Origin of the sequence: Yoonia sp. R2-816 (genome assembly GCF_046762905.1) — a bacterium.
Lineage (GTDB): Bacteria > Pseudomonadota > Alphaproteobacteria > Rhodobacterales > Rhodobacteraceae > Yoonia.
Genome location: NZ_JBKQXN010000112.1, coordinates 1 through 16,346, shown reverse-complemented (window position 1 = coordinate 16,346; position 16,346 = coordinate 1). Strand labels below are relative to the sequence as shown.

Sequence of the window (16,346 nt, the reverse complement as noted above, 5' to 3'; positions counted from 1 at the left end):
GCACGTCGAGAGAGATCTGGGAGGGCTCAATGACGAAAATCAAAAGCATAGATATTCTCGGTGCGGGGCCTGCGGGTCTGTACGCCGCTATCCTTGCCCGCCGGCATCTGCCAGACGCCTCCGTACGGGTGATCGAGCAGAACCCCGAGGGCGCGACCTTCGGTTTTGGTGTTGTGTTTTCGGATCGGGCGCTCGACTTCCTGCGCGCGGACGATCCGCAGATGTATGACTTGATCGTGCCGCACATGGAGCGTTGGCAGAACATGACGCTCAATCTGCCGGACGGGTCGGTTACGCTCGACGGTGTCGGGTTCACGGCGATCGGCCGTCTTCACCTGATCGAGATCCTGACCAAGCGGGCGCGGGGACTCGGTGTTCCGATCCATTTCGGCACGCCGGTCTTGGATCTCGCCAAATTGGATGCGGATTTGGTCATTGGTGCCGATGGGTTCAATTCTCTGGTCCGCCGCACTCACGAGGCGGCGTTCTCGCCGACCATGGAGCATTTCGGCAACCGGTTCGCGTGGTTTGGTGCGGATATACCGTTCGACACGCTGACGCAGACCTTCATCAACACCGAATACGGGTCGATGAACGCGCACCATTACAGGTTCACGCCGGGCCACAGCACGTTCATCGTGGAATGCGAGGAAGAGACGTATCGCCGCGCCGGCTTCGATGAGTTGAACGAGGCGGAGAGTGCTTCCATGTGTAGCGACCTTTTCGGCGGCGTCTTGCAGGGCACGCAGCTCGTGACAAACAAGTCCAACTGGCGCCGCTTCCCGCGGCTTTGGTGCGAAAGCTGGGTGACGGATCGGTTCGCGCTCATCGGGGACGCCGCGCATACCGCGCATTTCTCCATCGGCTCCGGCACGCGCCTTGCCTTCGAAGACGCCATTGCGCTGATCGCTGCGCTGGCTGAGGCGGAAAACCTGCAAGACGGTCTGGCCGCCTATCAGGCCAAAAGGCCGCCGGTCGCGCGCAAGATCGTCGATGCCGCCAATACCTCCGCCCATTGGTACGACAGCTTCGGCGACAAGCTGCAGCTGCCGCTGATGGATTTCGCCCATGACTACCTGATGCGCTCTGGCCGCATGACTGCTGACCGGCTTCGCCAGATCGCGCCGGAATTCGCCGCTGAATTTGAGACCTATCAGCGAAAGGCGGGCTGATGGCGCAGGCGATCACAAAAGCCGCGCAGCCGTCCATGGGATACAGCGCAGTCGACCCGCTCGCAGACGATCACGCGACAGCGCAGGCAATCGGTTTCGACAAGAGCCGTCATCGGAATTGTTCAGGGATTTTGTGGCAGAATCTTGCGCGCAATCCGAGCCATCGCGCACTGACCGGTCCAGCCGGTGACCTGACATACAGCGACCTCATAGAGGCGGCTGCACGCTGGGGCAATGCATTCTGCAAAGCGGGCCTGGCCCGCGGTGACCGCATCGCCTTCTTTTTGGACGACACGCCGATCTTCGTGGCGGCGTTCTACGGCGCGGTCAGGGCAGGCTTTGTGCCGGTACTGCTCAACACGCAGACCAAATCGGACTTGGTGCAGTTCTACCTAGAGGACAGCGGCGCACAGCTCGCTGTCGTCGATGCCTGCTTCGCGGCTGTCTTTTCCGACGATGTCATCGGGGCCAGCCGCATCGACCGGATCGTCATCGCAAACGGTGACGCACGTGGAGACCGCTTTACCCAGGCCGATCAGTTTCTGGAAAGCGCGCTAAGCACGCTGGCGGCCGCGGACACTGCGCCCGACGATATGGCGTTCTGGATGTATTCGTCTGGGTCCACAGGGCGTCCGAAAGGCATCGTTCATCTGCACCATGATCCAGCCTATATCGACGCCAGCTACGCCGCCCATATTCTGAAATTGCAGGCCGGTGATATCTGCTATTCCGTGCCGAAGGCGTATTTCGCTTATGGCTTTGGCAACTCGCTTGTCTTCCCGTTTGCGGCGGGCGCGACGACTATGCTTGTTCCGGGCCAGCCGCGGCCCGAAATCGTGCTGGAGGCCATCGAGCAGTATGGCCCAACCGTCTTTTACGGTCTTCCGACGCTTTACACCGCGCTGGCGCGGCACCCCGATATCGAAGCGCGAGATCTGTCCTCGTTGCGCCAGTCGATGTCCGCGGCAGAGATCCTGTCCGAGGACGTTTACAAAGCTTGGAAAGCGCGCATTGGCCACGGCCCAACCGAGGGCCTCGGCTCGACCGAGATGCTGCACATCTACCTCAGCAACCGGCTGGACGATCACCGCCTTGGCGCGGCGGGTGCGGCAGTTCCCGGCTACGAGGTGCGGCTCGAGACGGTGGACGGAACGCCGGCAACGCCCGGCGAGGACGGTGTCATGCTGGTGCGCGGTCACTCCTCCGCGCCGTTCTACTGGAACCGGGACGACAAGACGCGCGAGACCATGCGCGGCGACTGGATCTATACCGGGGACCGCTTCATTGAGCGTGACGGCTACTACTATTACCAGGGTCGCGCCGATGATTTGGTCAAAGTCTCGGGTCAGTGGGTCTGGCCTCTCGAAGTCGAACGCTGCCTCAACGAGCATCCGGATGTGCACGAAAGCGCGGTATTTGCGCAGCAGCTCGAGGATCGCCGCACCGTGCTGCGCGCGGTCGTCAGCCTTGTGCCGGTCGCCGCGGCGGATGCCACCACGATGCGCACAGCTTTGCGCGACTACGTCAAGTCACGGCTGACCCCCTACAAAGCGCCACGCCTGATCGAATTCGTTGCCGAACTACCAAAAACCGGCACGGGAAAAATCGACAGGCAGGCGCTGATTAACACGACAACAACCAAGGCGTGAGCCACACACGCCACGATTCCAACGGGAGGAAGAACCATGAAACTATTGCAGAAATTGGGCCTGGTAGGTGCGCTTGCGCTCGGGCTCGGAGGCGCGGCCAGCGCGCAGGTCCAGTCCTTTTCGACCCCGCCGCAGGGCTCGGTCTGGAACACGATGGCGTCGGTCATCTCGGCCCAGGCCCGCGAAAGCGCAAACCTGCAATTCGTCGTGCAGCCCTATGGGGGCAACGCGCAGATGATGCAGGCCGTGAACGAGGCGCTGGCCGAGTTTTCACTGAACGACGTCAATGACGTGATCACTGCCGTGTCGGGCACTGGCGAATATGACAGTGCTATGCCCAACCTTCGGGTCGTCGCGCGGATCAACCCGTTTCCCGTCGGCCTCTACGTGCGGGCAGACTCGGGCATGACATCAGTTGCCGATCTGGCGGGGCAAAGCGTGCCGTCGGGCTGGGATGCCTTTCCGATCGCCCGGCCGCATATCGCTGCGATCCTCGCCGCGGGCGGGCTGACCTGGGATGACGTCGAACAGGTGCCCGTCCCTGAGCTAATTCGCGGGTCGGACGATATGGCGTCGGGCCGGATCGACAGTGCTTTCTTCGCGGTTGGCGGGCCCAAGGTCGCCGAGATCGACGCCTCCGTCGGAGGCGTGCAGTTCCTGACGGTCGAGGCAAATGATGAAACCCGCGCCGCGATCCGTGCGGTCCGCCCCGCCTTCTACTTCTCGGAAGTGCAGCCCGCCCCGTTCCGTGTCGGCGTGCCGGAGCCGATGATGTTCGTCACTTGGGACAACGTCCTCGTCGCAGGCGCGCATGTGTCTGACGAACAGGTCGCCGCCTTGCTTGCTGTGATCTTCGACGAGCGTGACGCCATCGCCGGGGCCTACCCGCCGCTTGGCGCGCTTAACATCGACACGGCTTACAGGGACTATCCAGGCCTCGACTACCACCCGGGCGCAGCCGCTTTCTTCGAAAGCCGCGGAGTCGCTTTGGCGGCGACAGAATAGCCCTCGGCCGGGGTGGCGCGGCCGCCCCGGCTACCTCCGCAAGGATAATTGGATGACAGAAGATACCGAACAGGGCTGGCGCGTCGCTGCACGCCGCATGGCGGTGAGCGTGCTTGCCGGCACCCTGACCCTCGCTGCGGTCGCTCAGGCGGCGAGCCTGCCGTCGCGGCTGGGCTATTCCTATTACACCGAGCAGTTTCTGGCGCTGGTGCTTGGGCTGAGCCTTGCCCTCATCTTCATCATGCCAGGGCGTAGCGATACAGGCACGACCTTGCCCTCGCGCCTCGATTGGCTGCTTTCGTTCGCCGGGCTGGCGATGTCTCTCTACGTGGTGGCCGCCTATCCGAGCCTTCTGTCAAGGGCCATGTCGGTGCCGCTCGATGCCTTGGTTGTTGGCGGCGGGTTGATCTTCCTTGTCCTCGAGGGGCTGCGCCGCGCGGTCGGCTGGACCCTCGTGATCGTAGTGCTGGTGATTGTCGGGTACGGGACCATCGGCCATCTGGTGCCCGGCATGCTTCAGACTCGAGAGGTCGCGCCAGAGCGGCTCGCCGTCTATCTCGCCTTCGATCCGAACGGGCTGCTGGGCCTGACGCTGAACGTCGCGGCCACGGTGGTCGTGGCCTTCGTGTTCTTCGGGCAGGTCCTGCTGCGCTCCGGCGGCGCGGATTTCTTCAACGATATCGCTATGGCCACGATGGGCCGCAGGCGGGGCGGGTCGGCCAAGATTTCGGTGGTTGCCTCCGCCCTCTTCGGGTCGATTTCCGGGGTGGTGGTCTCCAACATCGTTGCAACGGGCGTGGTCACCATCCGCCTGATGATCCAGGCGGGCTATCGCCGGGCCACGGCAGCTGCGGTGGAAGCGACCGCCTCGACCGGCGGGCAGATCGCTCCGCCGGTCATGGGAGCGGTCGCCTTTCTGATGGCCGACTTCCTGCAAAGGCCCTATGCCGAGATTGTCGTCGCGGCGATCGTGCCCGCACTGCTCTACTACGTGTCGCTGTTCGTTCAGGTCGATTTGCAGGCGGCCAAGCAGGACATCCGGCCAATCGAAGACGTCGACATTCCCGCAACCCGTCAGGTCATGTCGCGCGGCTGGATTTTTGTCCTGCCCTTCGCGGCCATTGTCACCGCCCTTTTCGGCTACAATCAAAGCGCGGAGATGGCGGCGCTTTGGGGCGGGGCAGCAGCCCTTCTGATCGGGCTGACGCTGGGCTACGGGAAGACGCGGATGTCGCTTGCGGATATCTGGACCGCAGCCGTCGAGACAGGCCGGTCGATCACCGAAATCATCATGATCTCCGCTGCCGCTGGTTTCATCATCGGCGTGCTCAACGTGACGGGCCTCGGCTTTGCCGCGACCTTCGCGATGGTCGATCTGGGGCAGGGGAGCCTTCTGCTGCTTCTCGGAATCGCGGCGCTGGTCTGCCTGATCCTCGGAATGGGGATGCCGACCGTTGGGGTATACTTGCTGCTGGCCGTGCTGATCGCGCCGTCGCTGATCCAGTCTGGCGTCGACCCGATCGCGGCACACTTGTTCATCTTCTATCTGGGCATGATGTCTATGGTGACGCCGCCCATCGGGATCGGTGCGTTTTTCGCCGCCGCCATCGCCAAAGCGCCGCCGATGGCGACGGCATGGGAATCGATGCGCTTCGGCTGGACCGCCTACATCGTGCCGTTCCTCTTCGTCTATTCGCCCGCTCTGCTGCTGAATGGAACCCCCGGCGATATCGCGCTGGCCGTGGTGATCGCCATTCTGGGTGTCTATGCCATCTCGGCCGCATTCGTGGGCTGGTTTTACGGACTGGCCCGCCCGCTTCGTCGGCTCGGCATCGGGCTTGCAGGGGCAGCGCTTCTGCTACCTCCGGGTCTGCTGGGGCCGTCCGCGATGTGGATCAACGGGGCAGGGCTGGCGGCGCTGGCCGTGCTTTGGGCGTTCGGACGGCGCAGCCGGATCAGAGCCGCCGCACCAGCCCGGCAGGAGCGGGCATGAACCGCAGACTTACTCAGGAAGGATCCACCATGACATTCGTTTTCGACCCGCCCGCCGTGCCATCGGTCGCCGTGAACGGCACCGACGCGCGGCTGCCCGTGCGCCGCATCTTCTGCGTCGGGCGCAACTATGCCGCCCATGCGCGCGAGATGGGTAAAGATCCAGACCGCGACCCGCCCTTCTTTTTCACCAAGCCGGCCGATGCCGTGGTGGATGATGGCGAGGTCGTGGCCTACCCGTCAGAGACGGAAAACCTGCACTACGAGGCCGAACTGGTCGCCGTCATCGGTACGGGCGGGCAGCGGATCGCCGAGGCGGACGCCCTATCCTATGTCTGGGGCTACGCCATCGGCAATGACCTCACCCGCCGCGACCTGCAACTGAAGGCGCGCGAAGCGGGACGCCCCTGGGACTGGGGTAAGGCGTTCGACCGCTCCGCCGTAATCGGCCCTGTCCACGATGTCGCCTCGGTCGGTCACCCGTCGAACGGCTTTATCCGGCTCAGTATAAACGGGGAGGTCAAGCAGGATGCCGACCTGAACGAGTTGATCTGGTCCGTTCCCGAGGTCATCAGCATCCTGTCACACTCCATGACACTTCAGCCCGGGGATCTGATCATGACTGGTACGCCTGCCGGCGTCGGCCCGATGGTGCCGGGTGACGTCTGCCGAATCGAGATCGCGGGGCTGGGCCAGATCGATACGCGTATCGGCCCACGCGAGACCGGGCCATGACCTATCGGCTGCACAACTTCTTCCGCTCCTCCACGTCAACCCGGGTGCGCGCGGCGCTGAACCTCAAGGGGTTGGGGTACGACTATATCCCCTACGTTCTGAGGAACGGCGAGACGCGCAACGCGGACTACCTTGCGCGCAATCCGCAAGGGCTGGTGCCGACGCTGCAGCTGCCGGATGGCACTGCGCTAATCCAGTCGCTGGCGATCATCGAGTGGCTGGACGAAGCTTTCCCGGACCCGCCGCTGCTGCCGCCGGACGCGCTAGGACGCGCCCGCGTGCGCGGCCTTGCCAACATGATCGCCTGCGAGGCCCATCCCCTGAACAACCTGCGCGTCCTTTTCCGGCTGCGCGACCAGTTCGGGGCGGACGAAGCGGCGCAAAGGGCGTGGTTCACCCATTGGGTGACCGAAACATTCGACGCGCTGGAGGCGATGCTGGCGCGCGACCCGGCGACCGGACGCTTCTGCCATGGCGACACGCCGGGGCTCGCCGATCTGTGCCTTTATGCGCAAGTCTGGAACAATCGCCGCTTCGACATGCCACTGGACACCTGGCCGACGATCATGCGGGTTTTCGAGGCGCTCGACACGTTGCCAGCCTTTCAGGACGCGGCCCCACCCCGCCAGCCCGACGCGGCCTAAACAGGAGACAGATATGGACCACGACACCGTCACTCAAGCGATGCAGCCCGACGAAAGCCCCGAACTTCGCGCGCTCTACAAGGGCTTTCGCGACAACCACCTCGACCCGCTCTGGACGCAGACCGGGGACCTGATGCCGATGTACCCCAAAAGCGAGGCCATCCCTCATGTCTGGAAATGGTCGACTCTGCTGCCGCTGGCGGAGGCGTCCGGCGATCTGGTTCCCGTGGGCCGCGGCGGCGAACGGCGCGCCATCGGTCTTGCCAATCCGGGCCTCGGCGGGCGTCCCTATGTCAGCCCGACGCTCTGGGCCGCGATCCAGTATCTCGGCCCGCGCGAAACGGCGCCAGAACACCGCCATGCCCAGAACGCGTTCCGCTTCGTGGTCGAGGGTGAAGGCGTGTGGACCGTGGTCAACGGCGACCCGGTGCGCATGTCGCGCGGCGATCTGCTGCTGACCCCCGGCTGGTGCTTTCACGGCCACCACAACGACCGCGATGCGCCGATGACATGGCTCGACGGTCTGGACATTCCGTTCAGCCATCAGATGGATGTGGGGTTCTTCGAATTCGGGGCCGACCGCGTTACCGACTATGCGACGCCCAATTTTTCCCGCAGCGAACGGCTCTGGTGCCATCCGGGCTTGCGTCCGCTGTCACAGCTTCATGAAACTGTCGCCTCGCCCATCGGGGCCTATCGCTGGGAACACACCGACCGCGCGCTGACCGAACAGCTGCTTCTCGAGGACGAGGGCCACCCGGCGACCTTCGGGCAGGGCCATGCCGGCATCCGCTATTTCAACCCAACCACGGGTGGCGATGTGATGCCGACGATCAGGTGCGAATTTCACCGTCTGCGAGAAGGCACGCAGACGTCGGTGCGGAACGATGTCGGATCGAGCGTCTTTCAGGTGTTCGAGGGGCGCGGGACCGTAGTGCTTGGCGGGTCCGCGCAAAAGCTCGAAAAGGGCGACCTGTTCGTCGTGCCGTCCTGGGTCGGCTGGTCGCTCGAGGCGGAGACGCAGTTCGACCTTTTCCGCTTTTCAGACGCCCCGATCATGGAGCGGCTCGGCTTCATGCGAAACCAGGTCGGCGGTGTATGACGCAGGGGGCCGCCGATCCCCGTGCCGCGCTCAGGGCACGCCAGGGTGCCGGCGCGCGCTACGATGCGCCGGAGGCCCCGGCCGCGGACCTGCTCCGGGCGCGCCGCGCGACGGCGGCCTTCGCGCGGGTCCTCAACGAAGCGGATGACGACGCGTTCGCAGCGCCGAGCGCGGGTGGCGTGAGCGCCCTGACACTTGCCACCGTGACCTTGGGATACGAGGCCCGGCACATCGCCTTGCAACTTGAATGCCTGATCGCGCCGGATGCCGGATACGCCCATATTGAATTGCCGACCCAGGCTGTCGCGCTGACGCTGCCGGCACGAGCGTTGCGGCATTTGTTTTCGCATTCCGCGATCCACCTCGATACGTGCTGGCGCGATCTGCAAGGACCGCTTTGGGAAGCGAATATCGCGGGATCCGCCGGAGAAGCCGTCAAAGCGCGCTTCACGCCGCGCGCCCGTACAGATAATCTCTGTAGTCAGTTGTCCTCGATCCGCAAAATGTGTCTTAGAGAAGAATCTCAGGTGCAATTTCGATATGAATGAAGTCGTCGAGCGCACGCGACTTGGTGCCTAGGCAAAGCTTATGCTCGCATGAGATTTTGGGCGAGCTCCCCGCTGAAAACGTAGCCGATCATGGTACTTCAATCGGAACAGTCCCAGAAGCAACAGGTGCAGTGCTGGATTGCTTGGGCCAGGCTGTCCGTAGCTTTACCGCGCCCATAGCGTATACCCGAAGCGGAAAGCGCCCAGAGGCGACGAACACCTCAGCCCGAAAAATCCTGGGCGGAGTGCTCGAGATCGATAATTCTACAAAAATTTCAATATTTTAGAGAATCCAGCACACAACATAGCGGACTCTGGACCGGCTTGTTTCGCTGTCACGATAATGGGACCCAATTACCGCCAAAGCCAGCATCCGATTCGGGAAATTGTCTGACTGCGGAGCGGACAAAGCAGAATTGTGCAGGTGCTGCCATTGCTGACGCAGCATCCTTTTGCGGCTGCGGCAGGCTGACGGCTACCCCGCAGCGAAATTACCGAAGCGGACGTTCAATAGCGTTAACATGTCCCGAACCAAGGCCGCATATTCGCTGCAACCTGACCAATGGGATGCGGGGTAAATTGAGCTTTCGCTTTGGCTGCTTCAGTGGCTGCTCTCAATAGGCGGATCGGACCCATTTCTTCCATTTCGATAGGTCACGCAACTTGATCCTTTTCCTTTTCGCAGCAGTCACAACATCGGCGCTGCACCGTTTAATTAAAGCAGCTCTTCGTGGAAAAGATGTGTTGGGCGGGTATCTGGAATTTCCAGCCGCAAGCCTGTCTCATTAAGCTCGAGCGAAATTGGTAAAGTTCAAAGCCGTCTGCAATGCGCAAACACTTCTGCAAGATCTCGACTTTAAGTAATGAAACGTCTGTCGACATCATCGCCAACATAGAGTGCGCTATTGGCACTCGGTGCAGTCACATCTCATTATCTATGGCTCTTCCAGAGATAGCTGGGATCGCATCGGTAGGTTCTTGAGCGAGGAGTTTGAAGTAAACGCCTTATCTGCTAGTAGTGACATAGCGAGATCAGTCTTCATTGCCGGCAGCCAACCCCAGAAATCTCATGCCGATGGAAGCTCCAATGTCCGCTGAAACCAACACAATTGTGCCAACGCCACATGCTGCTGAGATGCTCAGTGCTTTCGTCTATCACCTTTCCGAAGATCACGACATCGACTTTCGCAAGGAAGCCGATGGAAGCCATGTCGTTGAGCAGACTGGCTTTCGGGTCTCCTTCCAGGAAGCTGACGATGGGCTTCTGGTGTCAATTCGAGCCCCACATAAAGGCGCGCTTGTTTTCTTTAAGGAGGAGGTGGCCAAGCATGTGAGCGAAGTTGATCCAGCAGCGGCGCTGGCAATGCGCTGGTCAGGTGAGACAACGAAAGATGGGGATTTGCCGCCAAACTTTCGGATCCTCACGGTACTGTCGTCACGCGAGATTTTTGCCGGAATGCAGCGTGTGACGGTGCGTATGCCCGGCCTTGCGGATGTTGCTTATGAGGGCTTGCATCTCAAGCTGATGCTTCCTTCGGTCGCAGGTCGTGCGCCAGTCTGGCCGCGCATGGGGGCGAACGGCGCGCCAGTTTGGCCTACGGGCTTGGACGCCTTGCACGCCAGATACATGACAATCGTTGCCGCCAGACCAGAGGCTGAGGAAATCGATCTTGATATGGTCCGTCACAGTGATGGCCTTGTCTCTCTTTGGGCGCGGAATGCAGCAGCCGGGGATGAGATCGGCGCAATGGGTCCAGCCGGAATGCAGGGCCTACCGGAAGTCGAGCGATATTTGCTGGCTGCAGATTTGACGGGTCTGCCCTCTGCGGCGCGCATCATCGAAACTCTGCCAGAAGGGGCCACGGGTGACCTAGTCGTATCAACCCCCGAAAACTGCGACCTGTCTGATTACCTTCCCAAGTCTAATCTACGTGTCCATCGCTTGGCACCCGGCGTGTTCGAAGCGGAAGCGATCCCTCTGCTCGCGAAATTGGCGGAACAATGTGCACCACAACAGGCATGGTTTGCAGGCGAGTTCGAGGGCGCGCAAGCAGCTCGAAAGCTCTTTAAGGGTCGCTGCGGGCTTGCAAAGGGAGAACAGCTTGCCGTCGCCTATTGGCGGCACGCGCATCCTGGCTTCATGGCCTGACCGATGACGCTACGACCACATAGCCGCGCGCCTTTGCGCAGCGAAGAGATTCAAAGGATCGACGGCGGCGTGCGTGTCGCGCTTGAGGCACCGCCACCCACCTTGGGACGCGGTCGCGTAGAAAGCCATTTGCTCAACAATGGTGTCCGCCTGATGCGCGCAGACTTAAGGGGGCAGAAAGCGTACCAGGGCGAAATCACAGGTGTGCCGGGGCTGGTGATTGAAGTTCGATTGGACGGTGTGTCGAGATCCAAAGAGCTCGGTGCAGCTGAGCGGCAGGGCGTACTTTCCGCGGGACACGCAGAAATTGCGGGCTGCGCACTGGCTGCAAAGTGGCTTGTGACAGCGCCGGATCAGTCGATCTTTCGCACTGTGGCGCTTGCCTTTACCCAACCTGAATTGGCGCATCTTGCCGACGTAGATGACTTGCTCTCCGCGCGTGCTTTATCACTCCTTTCCAAGGGCGAGCTGGACAAATTCATAGCACCCGCCGCACTCACGGTTGCAGCCGAACGGCTTTTGTATTTGGATCTGGCTGCCGCCGGAGCAAAGCTGCGCGCATATGGAACCGCCCTGGAATGTCTTGCGATCAGCCTTGAGGCGTTGGACGCATCCGCGCCTGCTTCATCTCACGGTACTTTGGCGGATCGGATCGCCACATCTATTCAAAGCAATCCACATCCTAATCGCACCCTTTGCAAGCTGGCCAAGGAATTCGCCGTCAGCGAAGCGACATTGAAGCGCGCCTTCGTTGCCAAGTTTGGCGTGTCGCCCGGCAAGTTTGCCCGTGAGGCGCGCCTGGATCTTGCGCGGGATCTTCTGAGTGGCGGCAGATCGGTCTCCTCCGTTGCTTCCACCCTCGGTTACGCATCGGGCGAGACGATGTCTCGCGCTTTCGCGACACGGTTCGGGCATGCACCCAGCCAGGTTTCCCGGGATAGGTCAACTAGGGCTTGACCTGATCGGCAAGGTTTTTGCGCTGATCTGCAATGCACGAAGGATGGAGGTCGTGCGCGCCAGTGACGTATCCTGACAAAAATACTCATGAAAAGAGCGTCAGACTATGAGAAAGACGATTTCCCTATTCGCTGCGGGTTTCAGCACCTTGAGCGTCGCACAGGCTCAGGATACCGAACCCTTTGATCTTGGGACACTCGTCCTCGAAGGGGAGCGGGCGGAGCGGAGCCTAGAGGACACATTTGTCGGCGTGTCGATCATCAGCGAAGACAGGATAAAGGACGCCCCCGGCTCGGCTCACATCAACGATGTGATCGTGTCCACTCCCAACGTGTTCGTCGAGGGGAAAAGCGAAGTGCCTTCCATCCGCGGGATCCAGGGCGGTGGGCCCGGTGGCACGGTTTCCGCGAGCTTGACCAGTGCATTACCGCGCCTCGCGTTTGTACTCGACGGCGTGACACGTCCAGTCGTGCTTCCAAACTCGTCCGGCGCATCGCTCTGGGATACCCGCCAAATCGAGGTGTTACGCGGCCCGCAGTCACTGCTCAGAGGTCGTTCGGCAATCGCAGGCGCGATCATCGTCGAAACGAATGATCCGACCTTCACCCCAGAAGCCGCCCTTCAATTTGGCGTGGCCGTAGACGACTTCGGGGGACCAGAATACACGTTGAACGGCATGATCTCTGGCCCACTTTCGGAAAATGTCGCCGGGCGCCTGACATTCGAGCTGGCCGATGGCGCGGATGCGCGTACCGTGTTGAACGAACCAGCGGCCCCAATCCTCGATTACGATAATGTTCGGATACGCGGAAAGCTGCTTGGGGAATTTGAGACGGCGGCTGGCCTATTGACCCTCGACTTTCTTGCGGAACATCAACAGGGGCAAACCCCTCAAACGCGCAACTCTGTTCAGACGCCGGTGGTCACGGGCCGTCCACTGGAAGACCGAATCCTCGACGGCGCATTGGCGGGACCATTGGGTATTCCAGCGCGCACATTTGATACCGAAACGAATGTGCTGTCGCTGGACGCCGGACTTGACCTTGGGGTCGGCACCCTGCGAGGTGTTTTCTCGTTCGTCGATGACGAGTTTGTAAGCATTCCCGAACAGACCTACCCTTTTCCATTCGACGTGTCTGAGCGAATTCTGACGCAGGAAATATTGTACGAATTCGGCCCCTCGGATCGTGTCCGTGCCGGGCAATTTGGTGGGCTCGTCGGCCTGACGTTCGAGCAGCGAGATCAACGAACCGATTTGCAGGGGCTCCTGGCGTTCAGCAGTGATTCAGAATCAGACTCGCGATCGGCATTTGCTGACCTGCGTTACGGCCTCACTGATCAACTTACCATCTTCGGCGGTGCCCGCGTGCTGGACTTCAATGGCCGCTTCGACCAGTCCAGCACAGTTGCGACGCCTGGCGGTGTCGTGTCCGGCACTCAGAATTTCGAAATCAACGAAACCGAGTTCTTGCCAGCCTTGGGCCTCGCCTACTATTTCGACGAAGACATAGTCCTGAGCGGATCAGTCCGGACCGGGTACAACCCCGGCGGCTCTTCGGTAAACATCTTCACTGGACAGCCCTTTACTTATGACAGCGAACGCGTGGCGACCGCCGAAGTAAACTTTCGCCAATCGTTCCCGGAGTTTGGGTTTCGATATGGCGTAACAGCGTTCCATAACTGGCACGAAGACCCGCAACTCTACGCAGAGTTGGTGCCAGGCAATCGTGCATCACTTCAGGTCATTAATCAAAACAAAGGGCGCAGCTACGGTCTAGAGTTTGATGCGGACTGGCAGGCCACGGACAGGCTTAACCTAAATGGCGCTATTGGTTTACTTAAGACCGAGATCACAGAGGCCTCGGCCTTCAATCCGGCGTTGGAAGGAAACAGTTTTGGTCAAGACCCGAATGTTACCCTTAGCCTCGGCGCTCTATACGAAATCAACGATATCTGGAGCGTCGATGGTCGTGCCACCTATCGCGGCTCACATTTCAACGATTTTAACGAGGTTGATGAGATCGGCGACTACTGGATCGTCGACATCGGTGCCACGGCGCAATTTCGCAACTTCGAGATGCGGGGCTACGTAACGAACCTCTTTGACGAAACTGGTGTGACACGTCTTGTCGGCGGCGGCACGTTTGCAGATGTCACTGAACCGATGACCGTCGGGTTCGATGTGACTGCCCGGTGGTAGCGCATTGACAGAGGTAGGATTGCAGGCCGAGGAAAGGCAAAGGAACCATCAAGGGCTCTTTGTAACCCTTACGGTCATGTACTTCGCGTGCGGCTTTGTCGCTCAGTTCGCAGCACAGGGCGTCGGCCTTTTTCTGCGTGACGCTGGCGCACCGTCAGGATTGGTAGGCTTAATATATGTAGCGGCCATCCCCTATACTTTGCGCTTCGTCTGGGCACCCGTAGTGGACCGTGTCCGACCACCTTCCGGCCCGCGATTTCGCCCCTGGATAATACGCAGTCAATGCGCAACCTGCCTTGTCCTTGCCGCGATGGCATTCTTGAATCCTGCCACATCCGGCGGGTTGATTGTCGTGGGGGTCGCGGCTCTCATGATCGCGCTTGGAACGCAGACCGTGGCATTGGGCGGACTTATGGTTGAGGGCCTATCTCCTCCGCAGTATGCCACGGGCGCGACGATCAAGGCTGCAGCGTCAGCGGCCGCCGGTCTCGTTCTAGGTGCGGTCGTCTTGTATTTTCTGGCCGATTTTGGATGGCGCGTGGTCATCTGTGCATTGCTGGGCGTATCGATAGCCTTACTTTTGGTTGCGGCCTATGCATTGGACTTTGGCGACCGCTTTGACTTCGGCCCACCGCCAAGCGTCTTGGCGCAATTCTCAATCTTTAGCAGAGCAGGCCCGCGCGCGCTCTTCGGTGCTTCAATCCTTTTAAGCATGGCAGCGCTTTTGCCTTACGCTGCCAAATCGATCTTGTTGATAGATGCAGGGTTTTCCGTCTCCCAAGGCGGATTGATTGGCATCGTCTTTGGCAGCGGTTTTGGCGTTATCGGTGCGCTCGCCGCGCGGGCGGCAATCCCGCGCATCGGTTCCCTACGCGTTTTAGGTGCGCTCGGTCTTGGCAACCTTATCGTGGCACTGGGCATGGCATTCTTTCTGCGGGATGGCCTATCTGCTCCGGTCGTGGTGATGGGGGTGCTTTGGGCGAACTTTGCCGTCTTCGCCACATTTACGGCGAACCGCAGCCTGTTGATGTCACTGTGCCAACCCGGCCGCCAAGCGACTGAAATGGCGACTTTCGCCAGTATGGAAGCCATTGTGTTCCTAGCAATCGCGGGCGGTGCACTCGCTTTGATCGATCGAGTTGGCATCGCACCACTCTTGATGGCTATGGCGGTAATCACATCGGCTGGTCTTTATTTCATATGGCGGGTTTCCAGCAAGATTACCGAATCTGAGACCACAAGTTTGTCTGATGTCAGCACTAAATGAGTAAAAGGGAGCGAACTGTGAGACTTGCCATGTTCACCGCGGGCCTGATGACGTTAGCCACCAACGCCCATGCAGAGGACACCACACCAAGCGCCGGGATATCAGTTGAGCTGAATACGGTTGGCCAGGTGGAGGCTGGGTGTCAGCTGACGTTTCTGACGTCGAGCGGGTATGAGCAAGGCATTGAACAGGTGGTGTTCGAGACAGTGCTGATCGACACGGACGGGGCTGTGACGCTGCTGACGCTGTTTGATTTCGGCGCCTTGCCGCCTGCGCGCCCACGTGTCCGGCAGTTTGTGATCCCCGGGCAGGAGTGCTCGGCCCTTGGCCGCATCCTCATCAACGGCGTGACGACCTGTTCGGTGCCCGGCAAGGATGACGGGGTCTGCGCAGCCGGTCTCACCGTATCGTCCCGCACAGATGTCGAGCTGATCGGATGACCGAGATGTTAGAACTGATGCGCCAGATCGCGGATCTCGGCGGCCCAGTGATCCTGATCCTGATCGGGGCATCGATCTATGTGCTGGCGGTCGCGCTTTTCAAATTCCTGCAGTTCCGTATTGCAGGCGTCGGTCGCCATAAGGCATTGCACGAGGCGGTAAATGCCTGGGATGCAGGCGACAGAGCATCGGCGACCTCGAACCTCCAGCGCTGCAACAGCTACCTTGTGCCGGTGATCGAGATGGCCTTCCAATCCACGCGAGAGGACAATGAGGTGTCGAGTCCGGCTGAGGGCGGAATCGTATCATAAGCATGTTTGATCATGATTTTGGCCACCGATATTCGCCTGTAAGCAAGATATGCGCCCATCCGAGCGGTGAGATGTGCGACAGAAGCTCAGGCGGGCAGTCCAATCCAGCCTTTCGCCTCTGCTGAACCGCTTTCCCTAGCTGGTTAGTATTCCAAAAGATGATGATTGCAGCGAG

Annotated in this window: 15 protein-coding genes and 1 pseudogene; 15 read left to right on the top strand and 1 reads right to left on the bottom strand. The window is 60.6% G+C overall.

From position 1 onward, the window contains the following. Window positions 1-29 precede the first annotated feature (29 nt). The 15 genes and pseudogenes from ACFWW2_RS02040 (at window position 30) to ACFWW2_RS01970 (ending at window position 16,171) form a co-directional block, all read left to right on the top strand. Entirely contained in the window at window positions 30-1,172 is a 1,143-nt protein-coding gene (locus ACFWW2_RS02040; RefSeq protein ID WP_393925698.1) for an FAD-dependent monooxygenase, read from the top strand. Next, entirely contained in the window at window positions 1,172-2,821 is a 1,650-nt protein-coding gene (locus tag ACFWW2_RS02035) for a benzoate-CoA ligase family protein (RefSeq protein WP_393925696.1), read from the top strand. Before ACFWW2_RS02040 ends, ACFWW2_RS02035 begins: the two co-directional genes overlap by 1 nt. Window positions 2,822-2,857: 36 nt before the next feature. Next, the gene (locus tag ACFWW2_RS02030) at window positions 2,858-3,826 is read left to right on the top strand and encodes a TAXI family TRAP transporter solute-binding subunit (protein ID WP_393925694.1); all 969 of its coding nucleotides are present in this window, start codon (window positions 2,858-2,860) and stop codon (window positions 3,824-3,826) included. Window positions 3,827-3,878: 52 nt separating this feature from the next. After that, on the top strand, window positions 3,879-5,819 hold the full coding sequence (locus ACFWW2_RS02025; protein ID WP_393925692.1) for a TRAP transporter permease: 1,941 nt from the start codon (window positions 3,879-3,881) through the stop codon (window positions 5,817-5,819). A 29-nt stretch (window positions 5,820-5,848) separates the two neighbouring features. Then, window positions 5,849-6,553, top strand: a complete 705-nt coding sequence (locus ACFWW2_RS02020; RefSeq protein WP_393925742.1) for a fumarylacetoacetate hydrolase family protein — start codon at window positions 5,849-5,851, stop codon at window positions 6,551-6,553. Further along, window positions 6,550-7,197 (top strand): maleylacetoacetate isomerase, encoded by a 648-nt coding sequence (gene maiA / locus ACFWW2_RS02015; RefSeq protein WP_393925690.1) that lies wholly within the window; start codon window positions 6,550-6,552, stop codon window positions 7,195-7,197. Before ACFWW2_RS02020 ends, maiA begins: the two co-directional genes overlap by 4 nt. 13 nt (window positions 7,198-7,210) lie before the next feature. After that, window positions 7,211-8,299, top strand: coding sequence for a cupin domain-containing protein (locus ACFWW2_RS02010; protein WP_393925689.1), 1,089 nt, complete (start codon window positions 7,211-7,213; stop codon window positions 8,297-8,299). Then, complete coding sequence (locus ACFWW2_RS02005; RefSeq protein ID WP_393925688.1) at window positions 8,296-8,847, top strand: hypothetical protein; 552 nt, start codon at window positions 8,296-8,298, stop codon at window positions 8,845-8,847. The genes ACFWW2_RS02010 and ACFWW2_RS02005 overlap by 4 nt, the downstream gene beginning before the upstream one ends. Before the next feature lie 1,087 nt (window positions 8,848-9,934). Next, window positions 9,935-10,996, top strand: coding sequence for a DUF2218 domain-containing protein (locus ACFWW2_RS02000; protein WP_393925687.1), 1,062 nt, complete (start codon window positions 9,935-9,937; stop codon window positions 10,994-10,996). A 129-nt stretch (window positions 10,997-11,125) separates the two neighbouring features. After that, a complete protein-coding gene (locus tag ACFWW2_RS01995) occupies window positions 11,126-11,953 on the top strand; it encodes an AraC family transcriptional regulator (protein ID WP_393925686.1) in 828 nt (275 codons plus the stop codon). A 106-nt stretch (window positions 11,954-12,059) separates the two neighbouring features. Further along, window positions 12,060-14,153 (top strand): TonB-dependent receptor, encoded by a 2,094-nt coding sequence (locus tag ACFWW2_RS01990; RefSeq protein ID WP_393925685.1) that lies wholly within the window; start codon window positions 12,060-12,062, stop codon window positions 14,151-14,153. Window positions 14,154-14,229: 76 nt separating this feature from the next. Continuing rightward, window positions 14,230-14,502: pseudogene (locus tag ACFWW2_RS01985) on the top strand (hypothetical protein); the annotation flags it as partial. Between the two features lie 21 nt (window positions 14,503-14,523). Beyond that, window positions 14,524-15,420, top strand: coding sequence for a hypothetical protein (locus ACFWW2_RS01980; protein ID WP_393925744.1), 897 nt, complete (start codon window positions 14,524-14,526; stop codon window positions 15,418-15,420). 17 nt (window positions 15,421-15,437) lie between these two features. After that, window positions 15,438-15,860: a hypothetical protein gene (locus tag ACFWW2_RS01975; protein ID WP_393925684.1), complete on the top strand. Its 423-nt coding sequence runs from the start codon at window positions 15,438-15,440 to the stop codon at window positions 15,858-15,860. Then, window positions 15,857-16,171, top strand: coding sequence for a hypothetical protein (locus ACFWW2_RS01970; protein WP_393925683.1), 315 nt, complete (start codon window positions 15,857-15,859; stop codon window positions 16,169-16,171). Before ACFWW2_RS01975 ends, ACFWW2_RS01970 begins: the two co-directional genes overlap by 4 nt. Window positions 16,172-16,181: 10 nt before the next feature. Here the strand turns inward: ACFWW2_RS01970 and ACFWW2_RS01965 are convergent. Then, a partial coding sequence (locus ACFWW2_RS01965) for a Tn3 family transposase (protein ID WP_393925740.1) occupies window positions 16,182-16,346 on the bottom strand: 165 nt, incomplete at its 5' end.

Coding starts and splice junctions, on each gene's coding strand:
- ACFWW2_RS02025 (WP_393925692.1), top strand. CDS start 3,879: ATGACAGAAGATACCGAACAGGGCTGGCGCGTCGCTGCACGCCGCATG.
- maiA (WP_393925690.1), top strand. CDS start 6,550: ATGACCTATCGGCTGCACAACTTCTTCCGCTCCTCCACGTCAACCCGG.
- ACFWW2_RS02020 (WP_393925742.1), top strand. CDS start 5,849: ATGACATTCGTTTTCGACCCGCCCGCCGTGCCATCGGTCGCCGTGAAC.
- ACFWW2_RS02000 (WP_393925687.1), top strand. CDS start 9,935: ATGTCCGCTGAAACCAACACAATTGTGCCAACGCCACATGCTGCTGAG.
- ACFWW2_RS02005 (WP_393925688.1), top strand. CDS start 8,296: ATGACGCAGGGGGCCGCCGATCCCCGTGCCGCGCTCAGGGCACGCCAG.
- ACFWW2_RS02030 (WP_393925694.1), top strand. CDS start 2,858: ATGAAACTATTGCAGAAATTGGGCCTGGTAGGTGCGCTTGCGCTCGGG.
- ACFWW2_RS02040 (WP_393925698.1), top strand. CDS start 30: ATGACGAAAATCAAAAGCATAGATATTCTCGGTGCGGGGCCTGCGGGT.
- ACFWW2_RS01990 (WP_393925685.1), top strand. CDS start 12,060: ATGAGAAAGACGATTTCCCTATTCGCTGCGGGTTTCAGCACCTTGAGC.
- ACFWW2_RS01980 (WP_393925744.1), top strand. CDS start 14,524: ATGATCGCGCTTGGAACGCAGACCGTGGCATTGGGCGGACTTATGGTT.
- ACFWW2_RS02010 (WP_393925689.1), top strand. CDS start 7,211: ATGGACCACGACACCGTCACTCAAGCGATGCAGCCCGACGAAAGCCCC.
- ACFWW2_RS01970 (WP_393925683.1), top strand. CDS start 15,857: ATGACCGAGATGTTAGAACTGATGCGCCAGATCGCGGATCTCGGCGGC.
- ACFWW2_RS02035 (WP_393925696.1), top strand. CDS start 1,172: ATGGCGCAGGCGATCACAAAAGCCGCGCAGCCGTCCATGGGATACAGC.